A 16388-nucleotide genomic window follows, 5' to 3' on the forward strand; every position below is an offset into this window, starting at 1 on the left:
GACTTTTGCTCAATTCGGTGCAACTCTTGAAATTCGGTGCGACTTTTTCATGATTAGGAGCAACTTTTCTCGGATTGGGTGCGACTTTTGCTCAATTCGGTGCAACTCTCGAAATTCGGTGCGACTTTTTCATGATTAGGAGCAACTTTCTTTGATTTAGGAGCGACTTTTGCTCAATTCGGTGCAACTCTTGAAATTCGGTGCGACTTTTTCATGATTAGGAGCAACTTTTCTCGGATTGGGTGCGACTTTTGCTCAATTCGGTGCAACTCTTGAAATTCGGTGCGACTTTTACAGGATTAGGAGCAACTTTCTTTGATTTAGGAGCGACTTTTTCGCGGTTCGGTCTAACTCTTGTTTTTCGGCCTAACTTTTTGTCGTTTCGGTCTAACTTTTCAGGGCTTCGGCCTAACTTTTTCCCGGTTCGGTCTAACTCTTGTTTTTCGGCCTAACTTTTTGTCGCGTTTCGGTCTAACTTTTTTCGGTTTTGGTCTATCTCCTGATATTCGGTCTAATTTTTGCAGATTTGACCTCTAACTTTTCGATTCAGTGCGACTTTTACATGGTTAGGAGCAACTTTCCCTGATTTCAGAGCACCGCTCATTTTAGTTACGAAAGTGCTCAGAGTCTTGACACACGCTCGAATTCAGGCTCGATCCGCGCGATTAAAAATTCTGCGAATATGGCGGAATTGCGCCGCCGTACAGCTCACGGACCATACCATCCGTTCATTCGTTTCATTGTCCCAAACCGTCAGGCTGGCAGTTGGTCTCGCCGATTCACTCCCGATCCATGTATCGCTCCCTGACAATTGATCGGCGCCGGCCAATTTTTGCTCGGTAAATTCGGAACCGGTCAAATGCCGCGGCTCATTGATCCAATGAATAGCAATGGGTCGGCAGATTCTCTTTTTTCCAGTTGGCAAGACGAGATAGACTTCCCCAGACTTATCGCCGTCTTCAACGTAAATCCAATGCGCCGCTTCTGGATAATCGGTACAAACGCCAACCTTCACGCGATCACGAAATAATTCTCGCCAAAAGCCCATGCAAATCACCTCTTTCTCCTTCAACTGTAGACGATTTTCAGAAAAAATCCCACTGATTCGATCAGGAAAAAATGCAGCTGGTCGTCCCTTTTGCGCAACAAATTGAGTACCTCTGAATAGGCTGATCTCGGCTTACCTCAAAGACTAATGAAAGCAGGGTGCTTATGGTCTCCTCCTTAGATTACACATCGCCTAATATTCAATTCAGTTTTGACGTCAATAGAAACCGATATTTCACAAAAGATCAAAATAATTTCATTAACTCACTTGGCATCGATCAATTAAATACACTCCAGAACACCTCACTTCTCGATATCTATCTGAGTGCAAATAATATCATTGAGCCGCATATCCATCAGAATGCCGCGGAACTTGTTTTCTGTATCTCTGGTTCGGCTGTGATTTCGTTATTGAACCCATTCACCAAGGAAATCTTAAATTTCCCCGTGATACCTGGTCAAGTGGCAAATATTCCGCAAGGCTGGTGGCACTATGAAATAGCCACAGCGGATTCGACGCACCTACTCGCTATTTTTAACGCTTCAACCCCGGAGGTCATTTTCGCTTCCGATATGCTCCGTCTGACGCCAAGCGCTATAATGAGCCACAGCTATTGCCTCAATCCGTCTCAATGGCAGCAGGCGATCGCACCGATTACAAATACGACGATCATTGGTCCGCCAGCCGATTGCACCCAGAGAGCAGAAGAAGCCTACGAGAGTTCTGCCAATCAATGGCCGGTGCCAAGCGATGCGTGCCGATTCGATCCCCCCTATACTGCCGCAAGTGATCCCTGGCAGTAGAAAAAGCAATGCCATTCAAGATCCATCGATTTAAATGAGACACGAACAGTTCCTTTTTCATAAGAACTGTTTTTCTTATGAGCAGCTTTACTGACGAAACAGAGCTTAACCTAACGAATCGCTCTATTCGTGGAACTGTGGCCAATCAAGAAGCTCGTTTCGCAAATTTTTTCATGCATCATGAAAAATATTTTTCAGGTTTACAGATCCAGTGGCTTATCGTATGCTAGAGACGCGGGACACGAAGTCCTGGATTGATTGAAATTCTATTGACAGCAAATAACGGCTTAGAGACCACGAAGGTTGCGCTCACTGATTTCATGTGAGGATCTTTTGCGGTCTTTTTATTTTGCAATCAGAAATACTTGGCATAGCCAAGTCCTTTTTCAACAATTGCGCTTCGGTTGCTCGCTTGCCGCGGGCAATCCGTGAGCCTCCTTAGACAGGCTAGAATCTGCGGGGTCTCCCTTGTCCTGCTCTTCCCGCAAGGCGCCAGAGCACCTGCGCTGCATTTTAGTGCAAAAATCCTTATACTTTTTTATCTCTTTAGAAAATCTTGGCGAGCCAAATCTTTTGAACAATGTGAAGCTTTAGTTTTTCTTATACTTAATTTCTTTGAAATCTTTTTACGTACAGGAAAACGACGTACTGAGCCCTACCGGTGTCGTCCATGAGGAGTGTTTCTATGCGAATTAAAAAACTTTCAAAAAAAACTTGGCTACCTTATTATTTCGCTTCATTCATGCTACATATTACCGGAATCTTACTTCTTTTTCTCGCTTCCCGCCACTATCCGGTCATTCTCGGTCTCGGACTGCTCGCCTATACACTCGGCCTTCGCCATGCGTTTGATGCCGACCATATCACAGCAATCGACAATACGATTCGCAAACTGATGCATCAAGAGAAAGACCCTGTCGGCGTTGGCTTTTATTTTTCATTAGGCCACTCGACTGTCGTCTTTCTCATGTCTGTCATTTTAGGCCTGTCAGTTCGTTGGGCAACGGCGCATTTGCCGATTTTCGAGCATATTGGCGGCATCATTGGCTTGATCGTTTCCGGTACGTTCCTGATTGGAATCGCCTTATTAAATCTCGTCATCCTGATTGATTTGCAGAAAATGTTTATAAAACTAAAGCATAACGCATTTGATCAAGATAAATTTGAAAAAGCACTGTTATCGCGCGGTTTGCTCTCAACTTTATTTAAACCTTTTTTTAAGTTTATCAACAAGAGTTGGCAGGTTTACCCGCTTGGCTTTCTTTTTGGTCTTGGGTTCGACACAGCAACGGAAGTCGCTTTGCTCGCGTTATCGGCTGGCGCCGCAAAGTCAGCCATGCCTTTTCTTGGTATCCTTGCGCTCCCGTTGCTCTTCGCCGCTGGCATGAATATCATGGACACAACGGACTCTGTAATGATGGCACGCGCCTATAAATGGGCCTTCGACACACCGATCCGAAAAGTTTATTATAATATCACAATTACTTCTATCTCGGTGCTTGCCGCCTTCTTGATAGGCAGCGTCGAACTGATCCAGGTTTTTTCAAATACATTCGGATTAAAGGGTGGTTTCTGGTCCTGGCTGCAGCAGCTGAATTTCAATTGGCTTGGTTACGGACTCGTCATTCTTTTCATTGGGCTGTGGACACTTTCGATGATTATTTGGAAAGTTTTTCGAATCGAAGACCGTTGGAAACAATATGAAGCTTAAGCGTGTCGCAAAGTTTGCTAAAAGTTTCAGAAATTCAATAAAAGAGCCGGTCAGTTTGCTTGAAACGCTCACGAATGACTAGTAAAAACAACTGAAGCAATAATTACCAATTTTCTGCGGGCACACGAACACCTCATTAAGCGGTCCTGCATACCATTAAATTTAGGAGAATAGGATAGAGCAAAGGAGCTGACGCACGTGTACAAAGCTTTTGATTTCAAAGGGACCCTTGACGAAAAAGCAATGAAAGAGATCAGCAAATTCTGGGGAAAAAATGTGGAATTGATCATTCGCGAACTACCACTATCGTCCGATTCGACTTCCGAGCCTGTAAAAGAGACAGCGAGCGCAACTCCTGATGAATGGCTCAGAAAATTTTTTCAAAACCTTACAGGTAATGGCGGCCGCTAAGCTTTAGCTTAAACGGAGCAATAGCATAGGCTTCTTGTTAGAAAAACTTTACTGAATCAAATACGCTTCGGCTGCTCGCTAGCACTAGAGCGCTTTCGCCACTTTTTACCCAAAAATTAAATACATTCTTTCCATATAACAAAACGAGCCTCTCGAATTGTTTCTAAGGCTCGTTTTGCTTTAAAAAGTTTGACTCCGCAAAATCCATATTCGGGCGGATTCTTATTCAGTCAATGCGGCTACAGCTTGTTCAGCCGCTCGTTTCGCATTGTCTACACAGTCCGGAACGCCGACACCATGCAAGATGGCGCCGCACGCATAGACACCGCTGATTTTCCCCAATGCCGCCTCAAATTCCTGCACACGCTGATTGTGGCCAACGGTATATTGCGGCATATTATCCATCTGCCGAGTCACAACTGAAAAGAGCGGTGTGCCGACTTCGATGATTTTCCGTAAATCGAATAGCACTTTATTCACAATCGCTTCATCTGTTTCTTCAGCCATCTTCGGATCGGTTTCGGTGCCGATGTAGCTGCGAACAAGCGTACAGTCATCGGGTGCGGCATTGGCCCATTTGTGGTTCATCCAGCTACACGCGGTGATTGACAAGCCCTCTTTTTTGGACACAACAAAGCCAGTACTACCCGCTACTGCGGCAATGTCCTTCTTTTTAAATGCCAATGCGACCGTCGCCGTGCTCGTCCGTTTATCATGGCTCAGCGCCCAAGCCTCTGGAAAATCAAGGAGCGGACCGAGCTGTTTCGGCGCAGCAGCGACAATGATCGCGTCCGCCTTGAGAACCGTGCCATCCTCCATTTCAACGCGTCCTGTCTGCACATGACGGACAGGCGCATTGAGACGGATATCATCGATTGCGTCGGCCAATTTTTCGACCAAGACGTCCATGCCGCAAGAGAGACTGAGCAATTGACCCGCTTTCTTTTTGGAAACACCGACCTGTTTGGGTGGCTGGATATGCTTCATGCCGAGAATCAAACTTCTGTGCTTTTTCTCAATCCCGGCAAATTGCGGAAGCGTTGCCTCAAGACTCATATCTGCAAGGTCGCCATTGTAAATTCCAGACAAGAGCGGTGCAATCATATTCGTAATGACTTCGTGCCCAAGGCGCCTGCCGAAGAACTCGGCGAGTGACATATCTTTATTCTGGTAAACTCTAGGAAGCACTAAATCCATCGCGGCACGAATTTTTCCAAGAGGACTGATCAGACCGGTTGTCACCATCGGCAGTAATTTCGTTGGAATGCCCATGACCGATCCTTTCGGCATCGGTCGCAGACGGTGATTCACATAAATCGAATAGCTACCGCTTTTTGAATTGACCAGTTGATCGCCAAGACCGACTTCGCGAATCAATTCGGTCAGCGCGGGTTTCCGAGCCATATACCCTTCTGGGCCACATTCAATCGTAAATCCGGACTTTCGAACCGTCTTGATTTTGCCGCCGAGCCGATCGGAAGCCTCTAAAAGGGTCACCGAAACGTCCTTTGCTAATTTTTTTATGTAAAAAGCTGCGGTCAAGCCTGAAATTCCGGCGCCGATTACAATCACTTTTTTCTGCATATTCATTCCCCCAACATGCGCAATTGTAAACTTATTTTCACATATTTCCTGCGAGATGAATCACAATTTGTAGTTTCAAACGGTTATTTAGTCCGTTGGCAGGCCCATTTTCTTGGGTGTTTTAACGTTTCGCGCATGCATTGGATTATTTGTACAAAACTTTTTACATTCTTAGCTGCTTAGAAAAACTTGGCGAGCCAAGTCCTTTGAACAATGGTGAAGTCTTAGTTTTTCTTTCTTAACGCGTATAAAAAAGGATCAGCCTCCTTTCGGCTGATCCTTCTTTTCACTTATATTTCTGTCTTTTATTTGAGCACGATATTGTCTGCTGCTGGCATTACTGGATTGACCCGGCTGGTTTCCCGATTTTCGGAGTAAAAATGGCTTTTCAGTTTAAACCGATAATAGAGCAATGGGATGAGGCCTAATGCCAAAGTGCCGAGGCCAATGACGTCTGTCTGCCAACCCATCAATGGAATATCATAGATGGCTATCGTCCATAGGAACATCGCAGACAATACAGGCCAAAGGCCGCGCATGACAAATGTTTTAAAATTATGCAGCAAATCGTGGCGATAATACCAGGCACATGCAAAACCCGTCAATCCGTAATAGAAGCAAATCTGCAAGCCAATAGCTGTGATCGCGTCGGTCATCACGACGTTTACGCCTGAGCTGAAACTGGAGATAACAAACAACAGCAAGGATACAATCCCCATAACGATGCCGGCAAGCCACGGTGTTTGGAAGCGATGATGCAAGTGGCCAAATTTTTCCCCAAGCACATGGTCACGTCCCATTGAGAAAAGCGTGCGACTCGCCTGGAGCAAAGACGTTTCCAACGTGGCGATTGTACTGACTGTCACAGCAATCAGTGCAATATCGCCCCATGGCCGAGGAAAAATCATATTACCGATAACCGGCAACAGATTGGCGCCTGCTGTGGTAATCTGTTTGGTTGTCAGCCCCATTTGGAAAATAATCTGCATCAACTCGAATAAGACGAAAATACCAATCATCCCAAAAACGCCGCCATAGCCCGGCGCACGATTTCTGTCCTTTGTTTCTTCAGTCAGATTGGCCGTTACATCCCAGCCCCAATAATAGAAAATGGCGATAAGTGAACCAGACATAAACGTGTTCAAATTGAAATTCATTGGCGAGAACCAAGACCATGAAAAAGCTTTGACCGGATGCATGCCAAATTTTAAAAAGGCAGCGACAGCGATAATCAGCAGAATGCCGACTTCAAGCATCGTCATGTACTTCTGAAATTTTGTCGTGATTTGTATACCGAGCATAATAAGTGTATTCATCGCCAGAAACCAGAACGCGCCGGCAATCGTCACCGCGACGACATTGTTCGCGAGTGATGGCGCGATTAAATCCAAGGTCGCTGTACCGACTGGGAGTGAACCTGCAACCATAAAGAGACAGGTGGCCACAATCAAGGCCCAACCACTCATAAAGCCAAGCGCTGGATGGATCGCGCGGCCAACCCAGGCATAACTCGCACCCGCATCGGAGCGCCACTTATTTAAGTACATAAAAGCAAAGGCAATACCGAACATGACAACCGCCGCATATAAAATCGATCCAGGACCCATCACACCGACTGCCGCAATCAACGCCCCAGTGCTTGCTGAAATCGTATAAGCCGGCGCCGTTCCAGCTATTCCCATAATAACCGAGTCAAAAGCCGTAATTTCATTGGATTTAAGTTCGTGGTTTCCCGCCATAACCCTATCACCCCGTTTAATAATTTAGATTATATACTCAATTTATTATCTCGCCTTCATTTAAAAAGAATTTTTCCTGTATTCTGATATTTACAGTTAAAAAAATTAGCGATTAGCAAACCAGCCAATAGGCGCGACGTCAAGATTGAAATTGATTTGTTTGACCTCCATAAATTCATCGAGACCATATGTTCCAAGGCTAGAGCCAATCCCGCTTTGTTTATAGCCATGCCAAGGCGCTTCATTATAGGTACCGTGATACGTGTTGATCCAAGTGATCCCGGCGCGGATTTTTTTGATCACGCGCATCGCTTTGGCCGCGTTATTTGTGAACACAGCGCCAGCCAGACCATATTTCGTGTCGTTTGCCAATTGAATCGCTTCCGCTTCGTCGCGGAAGGTTTGAAAAACAGCCACCGGTCCGAATATTTCTTCCTGCACAATCCGCATCTCCGGCGTTGTCTCCGCAAATGCAGTCGGCGCGACGAAAAAGCCATTGTCATAGGCACCGCCTGTGAGACGACAACCGCCGCACACCAGCTTCGCCCCTTCTTTTTGACCGAGCGCAATGTAATGCAGCACTTTATCCATCTGCTGTTGACTAACAAGCGGTCCCATTTCTGTGATTGGATTATCGCCTGCGCCAACAACGATTTGATTGGCGCGCTCTACGAATCGTGTGATGAAACGTTCTTTAATACTTTCCTCCACTAAAATCCGTGATCCTGCGGAACAAATTTGGCCCGCACCCGCATAAATACCAAACAGGGCATAGTCCACCGCAGCTTCGAAATCAGCATCCGCAAAAATGATGTTCGGAGATTTCCCGCCAAGTTCAAGCGAGATTTTTTTCATATTACCACTCGCGTCTTGCATAATTTTGCGTCCCGTAGCCGTACCGCCGGTAAACGAAACCATCGCGACGTCATCGCTCGCGGCGATCGCGTGGCCGACGGTTTCTCCTGCACCCAGCACCATATTGGCTGCGCCTTTCGGTAATTTAATTTGATCAAAAAATTCAAAGAGTTTCGTTGCCGTAACCGGCGTTAATTCAGACGGTTTATAGACAATCGTGTTTCCAGCAGCGAGTGCCGGCGCGATTTTCCAAACACTCATTAGTAAAGGATAATTCCAAGGGACAATCAGCCCGCAAACGCCAATCGGTTCACGAACCACCATCGCTTGCATCTGATCAGGCACCGGATAGGTTTCTCCATGCGGGGCAAGAATCAATCCGGCATAATACCGGAAGCACGCGGCTGCGTCGCTGACGTCATAGCCAGCTTCACGAAGCGGCTTGCCATTGTCCATTGTCTCTAAACGCGTGAGTTCTTCGTGATGCGCCTCGATTCGTTCGGCAATTTTCAAAAGATAACCGGCACGTTCCTCGGCGCTCATCCTTGGCCACGGCCCTTGCTCAAAAGCCTGTTTGGCCGCTTGGATCGCCTGCTCGGCATCCAATTCTGTGCCTTCAGCCGCTTCAGCAATCACCGTTCCATTTGCTGGATTGATAATCTGCCGCTTTGCGACGCTGTTATTGGCTTGCCATGCGCCGTTAATATACATGCTGAGCTGTAGCATTTTGTGATCCACCGCCGTCTGCATGATATCCCCCCATTAATGGATTATTTCAATGCCTCAGCCACTGTCGCAATCACTTTGTCGATATCTTCTTTTTTAATGGTCAGTGGCGGTTCAATTCGGATGGTTTTGGCATTGACTAATGTTCCAGCGACGAGAACCCCTTTATCAAACAATTTCTTAGAAAAGTCATAGCCAATTTGGTCTTCCTGGAATTCGATGCCAATCATCAAACCTTTGCCGCGGATTTCCATCACTTTGTCTTCATGACCTTTTGCCGCATCCCGCAACCCCTGAAGCATATAAGCGCCCATTTCCGCCGCGCGTTCCGGCAGATGTTCGTCAATTAATACATTGATTGTCGCAATCGCTGCGGCACAAGCGAGCGGATTGCCGCCAAACGTCGTGGTATGAATAAAGGGATTAGGGAAGAAATTCTTGAAGACTTTTTCGCTGGCCACAACTGCACCAGCCGGAACAATGCCGCCGCCAAGCGCTTTAGCGAGGCAAATAATATCCGGTGCGACACCGTAATGTTCACAGCAGAACATCTTCCCGGTACGTCCCATCCCGGTCTGCACTTCATCGAGAATAAGTAAGGCCCCATATTTGTCGCAGAGCGCGCGAACTTTCGGCAAATAATCATCCGGCGGAACAATCACGCCGCCCTCTCCTTGAATCGGTTCAAGCAGAACGGCTGCCACATCTTCACCGACGAGATGACAGGCTTCCATCGTCTTCTCCATCATCTCGATATCCCCATAGGCGACATGGCGGAATCCGGAGACAAGCGGCATAAATGGCTTGCGAAAGACGCCTTTCGCCGTTGCCGTTAGTGATCCAAGACTTTTGCCATGGAAAGCTTTCGTCGCTGCAAGTATCGTCGATCGATCGCTGTACAATTTAGCAAGCTTCAAGCCGCATTCAACGCTCTCAGTGCCACTATTCGTGAAGAAAGAGTATTGTAGGTCGCCTGGTGTGATCTGAGCAAGCAATTTAGCGAGAAAAGCCCGAAGTGGATCCAGCAGATCCTGGCTGTGCAGCGCCTGACGATGCATCTGATTCTCAACTGCTTGAACGACTTTAGGATTACGATGACCGACATTATAAATACCGAAGCCGCCCAGACAATCAATATATTTCTTGCCATTGACGTCCTTGAAACTTTCCCCTTCATCCGACCATTCAACTGCGGCAAATTGCTTGTCTTTAGTCACTGTCTTTCGATAATCGAGAAAACCCGGATTGACAAAATCACGGAAACAATCGACCGTCTCCTGGGTAATCCATGACGCATCCTCATCCGTTATCGCGTCATTGCTTTTGTTGATCAGATCCAGAACTTTTTGCGCATACTGACTTGCATCGGCATATTTCTCATTGGCCTGTGTTTCCCAATCAATGCTCATAAAAAATCCTCCTGTTTGTTTGCCTTTGCCATCGGTTCTTCCGACAGCTCTTAACTGTTACACAACACTATAAGCAAACTTCATGCCAAAACAGAAAAAAGCGTCTTTATGTCAGATATTCTGTCCTATCATTATGCTATTAGCGCATATTTCATATGTAGTTCACAAGAAAGGTTACAATAAATGACATATAAATTCAAAAATAAAAAAAGATCAGAATATTATTCAATTTTGAATAACCAATGCAATGATGCATAAATAAATTTGGTTACGCCAAGTCTTTTTACAAAGATTGCGCTCCACCTGCTCACTTGCCGCGGGCGCCGCGCGTTTTCTCAAACGGCTGGAGTCTGCGGGGCTCACTCGGCTCGCTTTCCCGCAAGGCGTCCGAGCGCTTTCGCTCCATTTTTTTACACAAATTTTTTATATTATCTTATCTTGCAATAAAACGCAGGACCCTTAGCGATCCTGCGTTCACTGTTTTTCTGACGCGACGCGAGCGGCGACGATTTTCTGATATTTTCTGCTGACTGAGGATTGGCTGATACCAAGCACTTCGGCAGCTCGTGTCGTGGTTTTAAATTTCTTCATCGCGAGTGTAATCAATTCATCTTCCAAGCGTTCTTTCGCCTGTTTCATTGGAAGTATCTGACGAATCATCAGGTCTTTGGATGCAAGCGGCTGATCGAAGCGGATCAATTTACTGACCAGCGACGCTTGTATCGTTTCATTTTCAGAAACAACCATCAATCGTTCCATCACATTCTGCAATTCTCGGATATTTCCCGGCCAGTGATAGAGTTCAAGCAAATTCAACGCATCCGGCATTAGCAGATAATTCTTTTGATAGCGCTGATTGAATTGCCTTAAGAAGTGAAGGGCGAGTACAGCAATATCCTCAGGACGTTCCCGGAGCGGCGGAACATGAATAGGTATGACGTTCAGACGGTAATAGAGGTCTTCTCGGAAACTGCCGGCACGCACCATTTCTTTTAGATTCCGATTGGTCGCTGCAACAATCTGGACATCAATTGGAATCGACCGTGTACTGCCAAGCGGGACAACCTCACTTTCTTGAAGGACGCGCAAGAGTTTCACTTGGAGTTGCGGCGTCAATTCACCGATTTCGTCAAGAAAAAGCACGCCACCGTTCGCCTGTTCAAAATACCCTTTTTTCCCTTTTACACTGGCTCCTGTAAACGCGCCATTCACATAACCGAATAACTCACTCTCCAACAAATTTTCTGGGATTGCCCCACAATTTAGCTTAATAAATGGCAGTTTATTGCGTTTGCCCATTTGATGAATGGCCTGGGCAATTACCTCTTTGCCGACGCCTGATTCACCACTGATCAGAACGGTGGACGAAAATTCGGAGACCTTACGCGCCCGAATCATTAATTCTTCCATCTTCGCGCTTCGAAAAATCATTTTTTGCTGAAGAATTGTTTCTTTTTTAAAATCATCGAGTTCTTTTTTGTACTTATTCAATTCTGACTTGAGCCGCGTCGTTTCGGTGATATCGCGCAAAGCAATAATCATCCGCCGCAACTCTCCATCTGCATCCAAAATCGGTGTACAGACCAATAACACTTTTTTCCCAAGCGGTGTTTCTTCGACAGCCGAGTATTTCTTCTTATCACGGATCACGTGGCGGATCACCGTTGGCTGAATCGGACCACCTTCATCAAGTTGCAGCAAATTCTTGCCGATGAATTTTTTGAAATTAATCACCCAGTATTCCGGTGTCATCGTCTCGCTGCAACGAATCAGCACGCCACGATCATTTAGCACAAGGATTTCATCGTAAATACTCGATAAAACCGCGTTGAGGTCCGCGTTCAAATTTTTCACAGATTCGATTTCCATTGCCATTTTTTCAATCATTGGCAGATCCTGAACGACAATGACGATGCCGTCAACCGCTTTTTTTAAATTTAGAATGGGGCTGTAATCCGCAAGTATTCCCATTTGATCAGTCACAAGAATTTGGTTCAGGACACTCTCGCCCGTCTGAAAGACATGCGCGATATCCTGAGCATTAAAAATAATCGTGGCTGGCTGATTCAAAACCTTATCTGGCTGCCGCTTCGTCATTTTCAAGGCGGCATCATTGAAATTAATGATTCGTCCCAAGGAATCGAGGACGAATATCCCCATTGGAATCGAGGTCAGTATCGTTTTCAGTAGATCTGTATTCTGAGCATCATCTTTAAACAGCGCAATGATCAGATCTTCACGGGTGATATAGCCGATAATCTGCTGATTCTGATTTTTCACGAGGGTAACGGGTTCACCAATCACACGAAATAGATCAATTGGAGAGATTTCATGATCGAGAAAACAGGCGGAGGACAATGAATGGATATGATGCTTTATGTAGTCTGTCGTAATGGGCAGCGTATTGTCCCGCTGCAATTCTTTCGCATAGAGATAACCAGCAAGGCGCTCGTTATTTTTTATAAAAATATAATCATCGCACGAGTCATCCGTAAAGAACAAGGGATTTTCTTCTATTTCGCTCAAAGAAACCATTCGTATCGGTTTGATTTTCTCATAATTAATCGCGACCATGCCAGCGCTCCTCTCCTGCTTTGTTAACTATTTTAACACATCCTATCGATCTTACAGCTTTCATGAATTTGCTTCTGGCGATTGAGCGGGCGCTGCTTTCGTTTTTATATGTTCATAGGGAAACTTTGCTGAGCCAGGTCCTTTTTCAACCAATGTGCTCCAGCTGCTTGCTTGCCGCGGGCGCACCGCGAGCCTCCTCGGACAAACTAGAGTCTGCGAGGCCCGTCTGGCACGCTGTTCCCGCAGGCGTCTCGCGCCTCCGCCGCATTTTTTTCGCGATTGGGCTGGCGCTGCTGCGATTGAACCGGCTCTTCTGGCGTTTGAGCCTGCGCTTCTAGCGATAGGACGCGCACTTTTAGCAATTGACCGCCCTCGCTGCTTCAGTTTCGTTTTATATTTTCTTAAATAAGTAGATCGCTTAACGCCCTCGGAAAAAAAATTCAGAGGGTGTTAAGTGATCTTCAGAACATGATCGCCCATGTTACGGGGCCAACTTGCCCATCTACGTCCAAACGATGGCGGCGTTGATAGGCTCTGACCGCTGCTGCCGTCTGTGGTCCATAAATACCGTCGGCTTGGATACCGACCGCGTTTTGGATGCGCTGCACATCCTTTCCTGTACTACCGATGCTGAGCACACGGCCCGGATACGGCACAATCGCTAGCCGCGATGTCACTTGCTTAACCGTTTTTTTAACCGTGTTGACTTTTTTCCCATCAAAGCGCTGCAGATCGTTGACTTGAATCGTCGTAATCAGTTTAGCCGCATAGTTTGCATCGGTCGCAAAACCCGCGTCTTGAATCGCCTGTGCCGCCTTTTTATAATCCATCTCACCGATCACAGTTCGATATCTGGGCAGCTGGTATAAAGCAACCAGGTCGAGGACAGATGCATAAATATTCGGATACTTGCGAAACGGAGCGACAATCTTACGCCAGCCATTCTTCGCGTCGTACTCCGAGGTCGTTAACTGATCGGATTGACCGCGATACGCACCTTTAATGCCAAATAAATTGCTGTCCCTGACCGCTAGCACCGAAGTCCCCCATGCCGACTCCAGCGCGGCCTGGGCGATAATAAGCGACGGCAGAATTTTATTCGCGTCACCTGCTTTCTGCGCGTACCCACTAATCTTTTTGATAAACGCTTCTTTACTCAGTAAAAATCGCCTCCGAATCCAACACCAATCGCGGGCAGCAACTCATCGAACCCATCAAGCTGTACTGCGCCGAAATTCGTGATCAGATTTCTGTCTGATCACTATTCAATTTATTCAAAGAGTGTTCGGATTCACTAGACAAATTTTCCTGACACAATGCCTTTTTTTACGCGAAAAAAAATCGGGTTCGATGCAAAACAAAACCCACATCAGATGTGGGTTTTGAATGAATGCAATTCACATTAATTTGTAAGTCTTATTTTCCAAACAGTTCTGGGAACAGAGCAACCGTGCCGCCAATGTGCGAAGCGACCGAAATAATCACGATGCAAACAACTGCACCGACAATATAGAAGGTTTTGCCTTTGAGCAAATCTTTTGCTTCGAATTTAAAATGAAAATAAGAGCGGATAGCACTCAGAATAATGAAGGCGATCATCGTAATGACACCCCAGAATTCATGAAGATCAAGCGCTGCTGGATTATACTTGACCGGTTCCACAGCAGCATGCGCCAATGCAGGCATTTGTGCGGCGCGCATATAACCGGTGATAACCGTCGCAATAATTGTTACCGTACCTAGAATCAAGAAGGTGTAGCCAATGTCCTGCAGGCTCTTCGCCCAGCTCTTGGTTTTTCCGATCAAGGCAGAGACGTCAGCAACGAAGCCGATAATCACAAGCGGAACTGTAAATTGAAGAACGCCCCAATGCGGGTAGCGATAAATTTTGAATAGCGTAAACGCAAGGATCGCGCCAATCAATGAAAAGATCAGATAGAACAGATTGTCGCCGATATCTTTCTTTGTTGATTTGTAAAATACGATTCGGACAACAGCCAAAATCGTCACATAGATAGTAAAAATAATAGCTTTTGTCGCATGTGGTCCGATTTTTGCCATCAGTCCAAGTGATTCTGCAGCGACGAGTCCTGCAAGGCAAGTGACGATGCCCATGACGGCTGTCGCAACGAGTGTAATGAAACCTGCTTTTTTAAGTGTTTGGTTCCACTTCGACTGTTTCATTGCCGATGCAACGAGATCACAGAGGAAGCTGACAACAATCAGTGCAATTGGGAAATGCAGCACGAGAAAATGGAATGTGTTAAAAACGTTTGGTGTTACCAATTTCTTACCCCCACTTTCGAATAATATAAAAAAGAAAATCCATTTGATTCCTTTTTTATTTTAAGGGGGTAAGCGGAGAAAAACTTTGCAAATCGACCAAAGAAGTTAGCTAATCGGCTAAATGAATGGGTATTTGTGATAAAAAAGTGAACATCGATAAAGATTCAGCAGTTTATTCTGCTTGACTTTTTCGATAAATCAATGGCGTTAAATGTTCAAAATGCTTGAATGTTCTGTTGAAATTGCTGATGTCACTGAAACCGACTTTTTGAGCAATCATTGTAATCGTCAAGCTCGTTGTGATTAAAAGCTTTTTCGCCACTTGAATACGTATGGTGTTCCGGTAGTCGATAAATGACATACCGGCTGCTTCTTTAAAATACTTTGTGAAGGTTGAACGGCTCATCCCGCAATAATCACACATTTGTTTCAAACTGATCGGCTGCATATAATTCGTCTTCACATAGCTTCTGATCGTATCAAACAAATCTTCGTTACTCTCAATAGTAGTCTCCGAGGGTTCATGGTGTTCATGCGCCGACCATCTTCCGAGATACAGAAACAACTCCATCAATTGCAGGCGAATCAGGCAGTGTTGCCCCCACATGCGTTGGTTATATTCTTTGTAGATCCGATTCAGCAGCACTAACAACTCAAATTGTTGACCCGAATCGAGTACAAAGGAAGACGTGAAATCATTCCGTCTCACAAGCGTAGGATCAATAAAAAAAGGATCAATATCCGTTAGCGCATGATCTAAAACGGTCCAATCATCGCTAAAAAGACTCTGGTCAAACGTTATACGGTACAGCTTAAGATAAGAGCCTCTGGCCACTTGAAAAGCGTGTTTCATGCCTGGCTGGATAATAAGGAGACTTCCTTGTCTGATACGCGTTTTCTGCTCCTTGTATTGATAAATCCCTTGACCACCTGCGATATAAACCATTTCCGTAAACTCATGAACGTGCAATTCGACCGATTCGCCGCTTTTATATTCATCGATGCATAGTTGGAAAGGAAATTCCTGGCCGACAGGATTCTGTTTTTTTAAACGATACATAATTGCCATTCATCCCCTTTCTGACACTTTTCCAGCGATTCTCGATGACTTATGTCATAGCAAAGCATAGCATGTTTGATGAGAGTTTGCGCATTAATATAAATTAGAAAAATCTCATTTTTGTCGCGTCAAACGTGCGCCGTTGTCCATCGAGTGGTTGCCCCAGCTCATCAGTGCAACAG

At 45.7% G+C, this 16388-nt stretch carries 11 protein-coding genes and 1 pseudogene; 3 read left to right on the forward strand and 9 right to left on the reverse strand.

The window, feature by feature from the left end; translation table 11 throughout:
- Positions 1–646: 646 nt before the first annotated feature.
- Positions 647–1048: a hypothetical protein gene (locus JOC27_RS09145; RefSeq protein ID WP_205006993.1), complete on the reverse strand. Its 402-nt coding sequence runs from the start codon at positions 1046–1048 to the stop codon at positions 647–649.
- 164 nt (positions 1049–1212) lie between these two features.
- On the opposite strand from JOC27_RS09145, the pseudogene JOC27_RS09150 reads away from it, so the two are divergent.
- The 3 genes and pseudogenes from JOC27_RS09150 to JOC27_RS09160 all read left to right on the forward strand — a co-directional run.
- A pseudogene (locus tag JOC27_RS09150) lies at positions 1213–1773 on the forward strand (cupin domain-containing protein); the annotation flags it as partial.
- A gap of 763 nt (positions 1774–2536) precedes the next feature.
- Positions 2537–3562 carry a HoxN/HupN/NixA family nickel/cobalt transporter gene (locus tag JOC27_RS09155; RefSeq protein WP_205006995.1) on the forward strand — a complete coding sequence of 342 codons (1026 nt, stop codon included), beginning with the start codon at positions 2537–2539 and terminating at the stop codon, positions 3560–3562.
- Between the two features lie 198 nt (positions 3563–3760).
- Complete coding sequence (locus tag JOC27_RS09160; RefSeq protein ID WP_205006996.1) at positions 3761–3973, forward strand: hypothetical protein; 213 nt, start codon at positions 3761–3763, stop codon at positions 3971–3973.
- 222 nt (positions 3974–4195) lie between these two features.
- On the opposite strand, the gene hemG is transcribed toward JOC27_RS09160, so the two are convergent.
- The 8 genes from hemG to JOC27_RS09200 form a co-directional block, all read right to left on the reverse strand.
- Entirely contained in the window at positions 4196–5557 is a 1362-nt protein-coding gene (hemG, locus tag JOC27_RS09165; protein ID WP_239530221.1) for a protoporphyrinogen oxidase, read from the reverse strand.
- A 305-nt stretch (positions 5558–5862) separates the two neighbouring features.
- On the reverse strand, positions 5863–7296 hold the full coding sequence (locus JOC27_RS09170) for an APC family permease (protein ID WP_205006998.1): 1434 nt from the start codon (positions 7294–7296) through the stop codon (positions 5863–5865).
- A gap of 105 nt (positions 7297–7401) precedes the next feature.
- Entirely contained in the window at positions 7402–8877 is a 1476-nt protein-coding gene (locus JOC27_RS09175) for an aldehyde dehydrogenase family protein (RefSeq protein ID WP_205007039.1), read from the reverse strand.
- Positions 8878–8921: 44 nt separating this feature from the next.
- Positions 8922–10286: a putrescine aminotransferase gene (locus tag JOC27_RS09180; RefSeq protein WP_205006999.1), complete on the reverse strand. Its 1365-nt coding sequence runs from the start codon at positions 10284–10286 to the stop codon at positions 8922–8924.
- 474 nt (positions 10287–10760) lie between these two features.
- Entirely contained in the window at positions 10761–12860 is a 2100-nt protein-coding gene (locus JOC27_RS09185) for a sigma 54-interacting transcriptional regulator (RefSeq protein ID WP_205007000.1), read from the reverse strand.
- Between the two features lie 461 nt (positions 12861–13321).
- Positions 13322–14038 carry a glucosaminidase domain-containing protein gene (locus tag JOC27_RS09190; RefSeq protein WP_338062798.1) on the reverse strand — a complete coding sequence of 239 codons (717 nt, stop codon included), beginning with the start codon at positions 14036–14038 and terminating at the stop codon, positions 13322–13324.
- 238 nt (positions 14039–14276) lie between these two features.
- Positions 14277–15146 (reverse strand): DUF2231 domain-containing protein, encoded by an 870-nt coding sequence (locus tag JOC27_RS09195; RefSeq protein ID WP_205007002.1) that lies wholly within the window; start codon positions 15144–15146, stop codon positions 14277–14279.
- Positions 15147–15318: 172 nt separating this feature from the next.
- The gene (locus JOC27_RS09200) at positions 15319–16206 is read right to left on the reverse strand and encodes an AraC family transcriptional regulator (protein WP_205007003.1); all 888 of its coding nucleotides are present in this window, start codon (positions 16204–16206) and stop codon (positions 15319–15321) included.
- Positions 16207–16388 lie beyond the last annotated feature (182 nt).

Origin of the sequence: Sporolactobacillus spathodeae (genome assembly GCF_016908935.1) — a bacterium.
Lineage (GTDB): Bacteria > Bacillota > Bacilli > Bacillales > Sporolactobacillaceae > Sporolactobacillus > Sporolactobacillus spathodeae.

Excerpts from the sequence above, each read along its gene's own strand:
- JOC27_RS09145 (WP_205006993.1), bottom strand. The coding sequence starts at position 1,048 with ATGGGCTTTTGGCGAGAATTATTTCGTGATCGCGTGAAGGTTGGCGTT.
- JOC27_RS09155 (WP_205006995.1), top strand. The coding sequence starts at position 2,537 with ATGCGAATTAAAAAACTTTCAAAAAAAACTTGGCTACCTTATTATTTC.
- hemG (WP_239530221.1), bottom strand. The coding sequence starts at position 5,557 with ATGCAGAAAAAAGTGATTGTAATCGGCGCCGGAATTTCAGGCTTGACC.
- JOC27_RS09170 (WP_205006998.1), bottom strand. The coding sequence starts at position 7,296 with ATGGCGGGAAACCACGAACTTAAATCCAATGAAATTACGGCTTTTGAC.
- JOC27_RS09175 (WP_205007039.1), bottom strand. The coding sequence starts at position 8,877 with ATGCTACAGCTCAGCATGTATATTAACGGCGCATGGCAAGCCAATAAC.
- JOC27_RS09180 (WP_205006999.1), bottom strand. The coding sequence starts at position 10,286 with ATGAGCATTGATTGGGAAACACAGGCCAATGAGAAATATGCCGATGCA.
- JOC27_RS09185 (WP_205007000.1), bottom strand. The coding sequence starts at position 12,860 with ATGGTCGCGATTAATTATGAGAAAATCAAACCGATACGAATGGTTTCT.
- JOC27_RS09200 (WP_205007003.1), bottom strand. The coding sequence starts at position 16,206 with ATGTATCGTTTAAAAAAACAGAATCCTGTCGGCCAGGAATTTCCTTTC.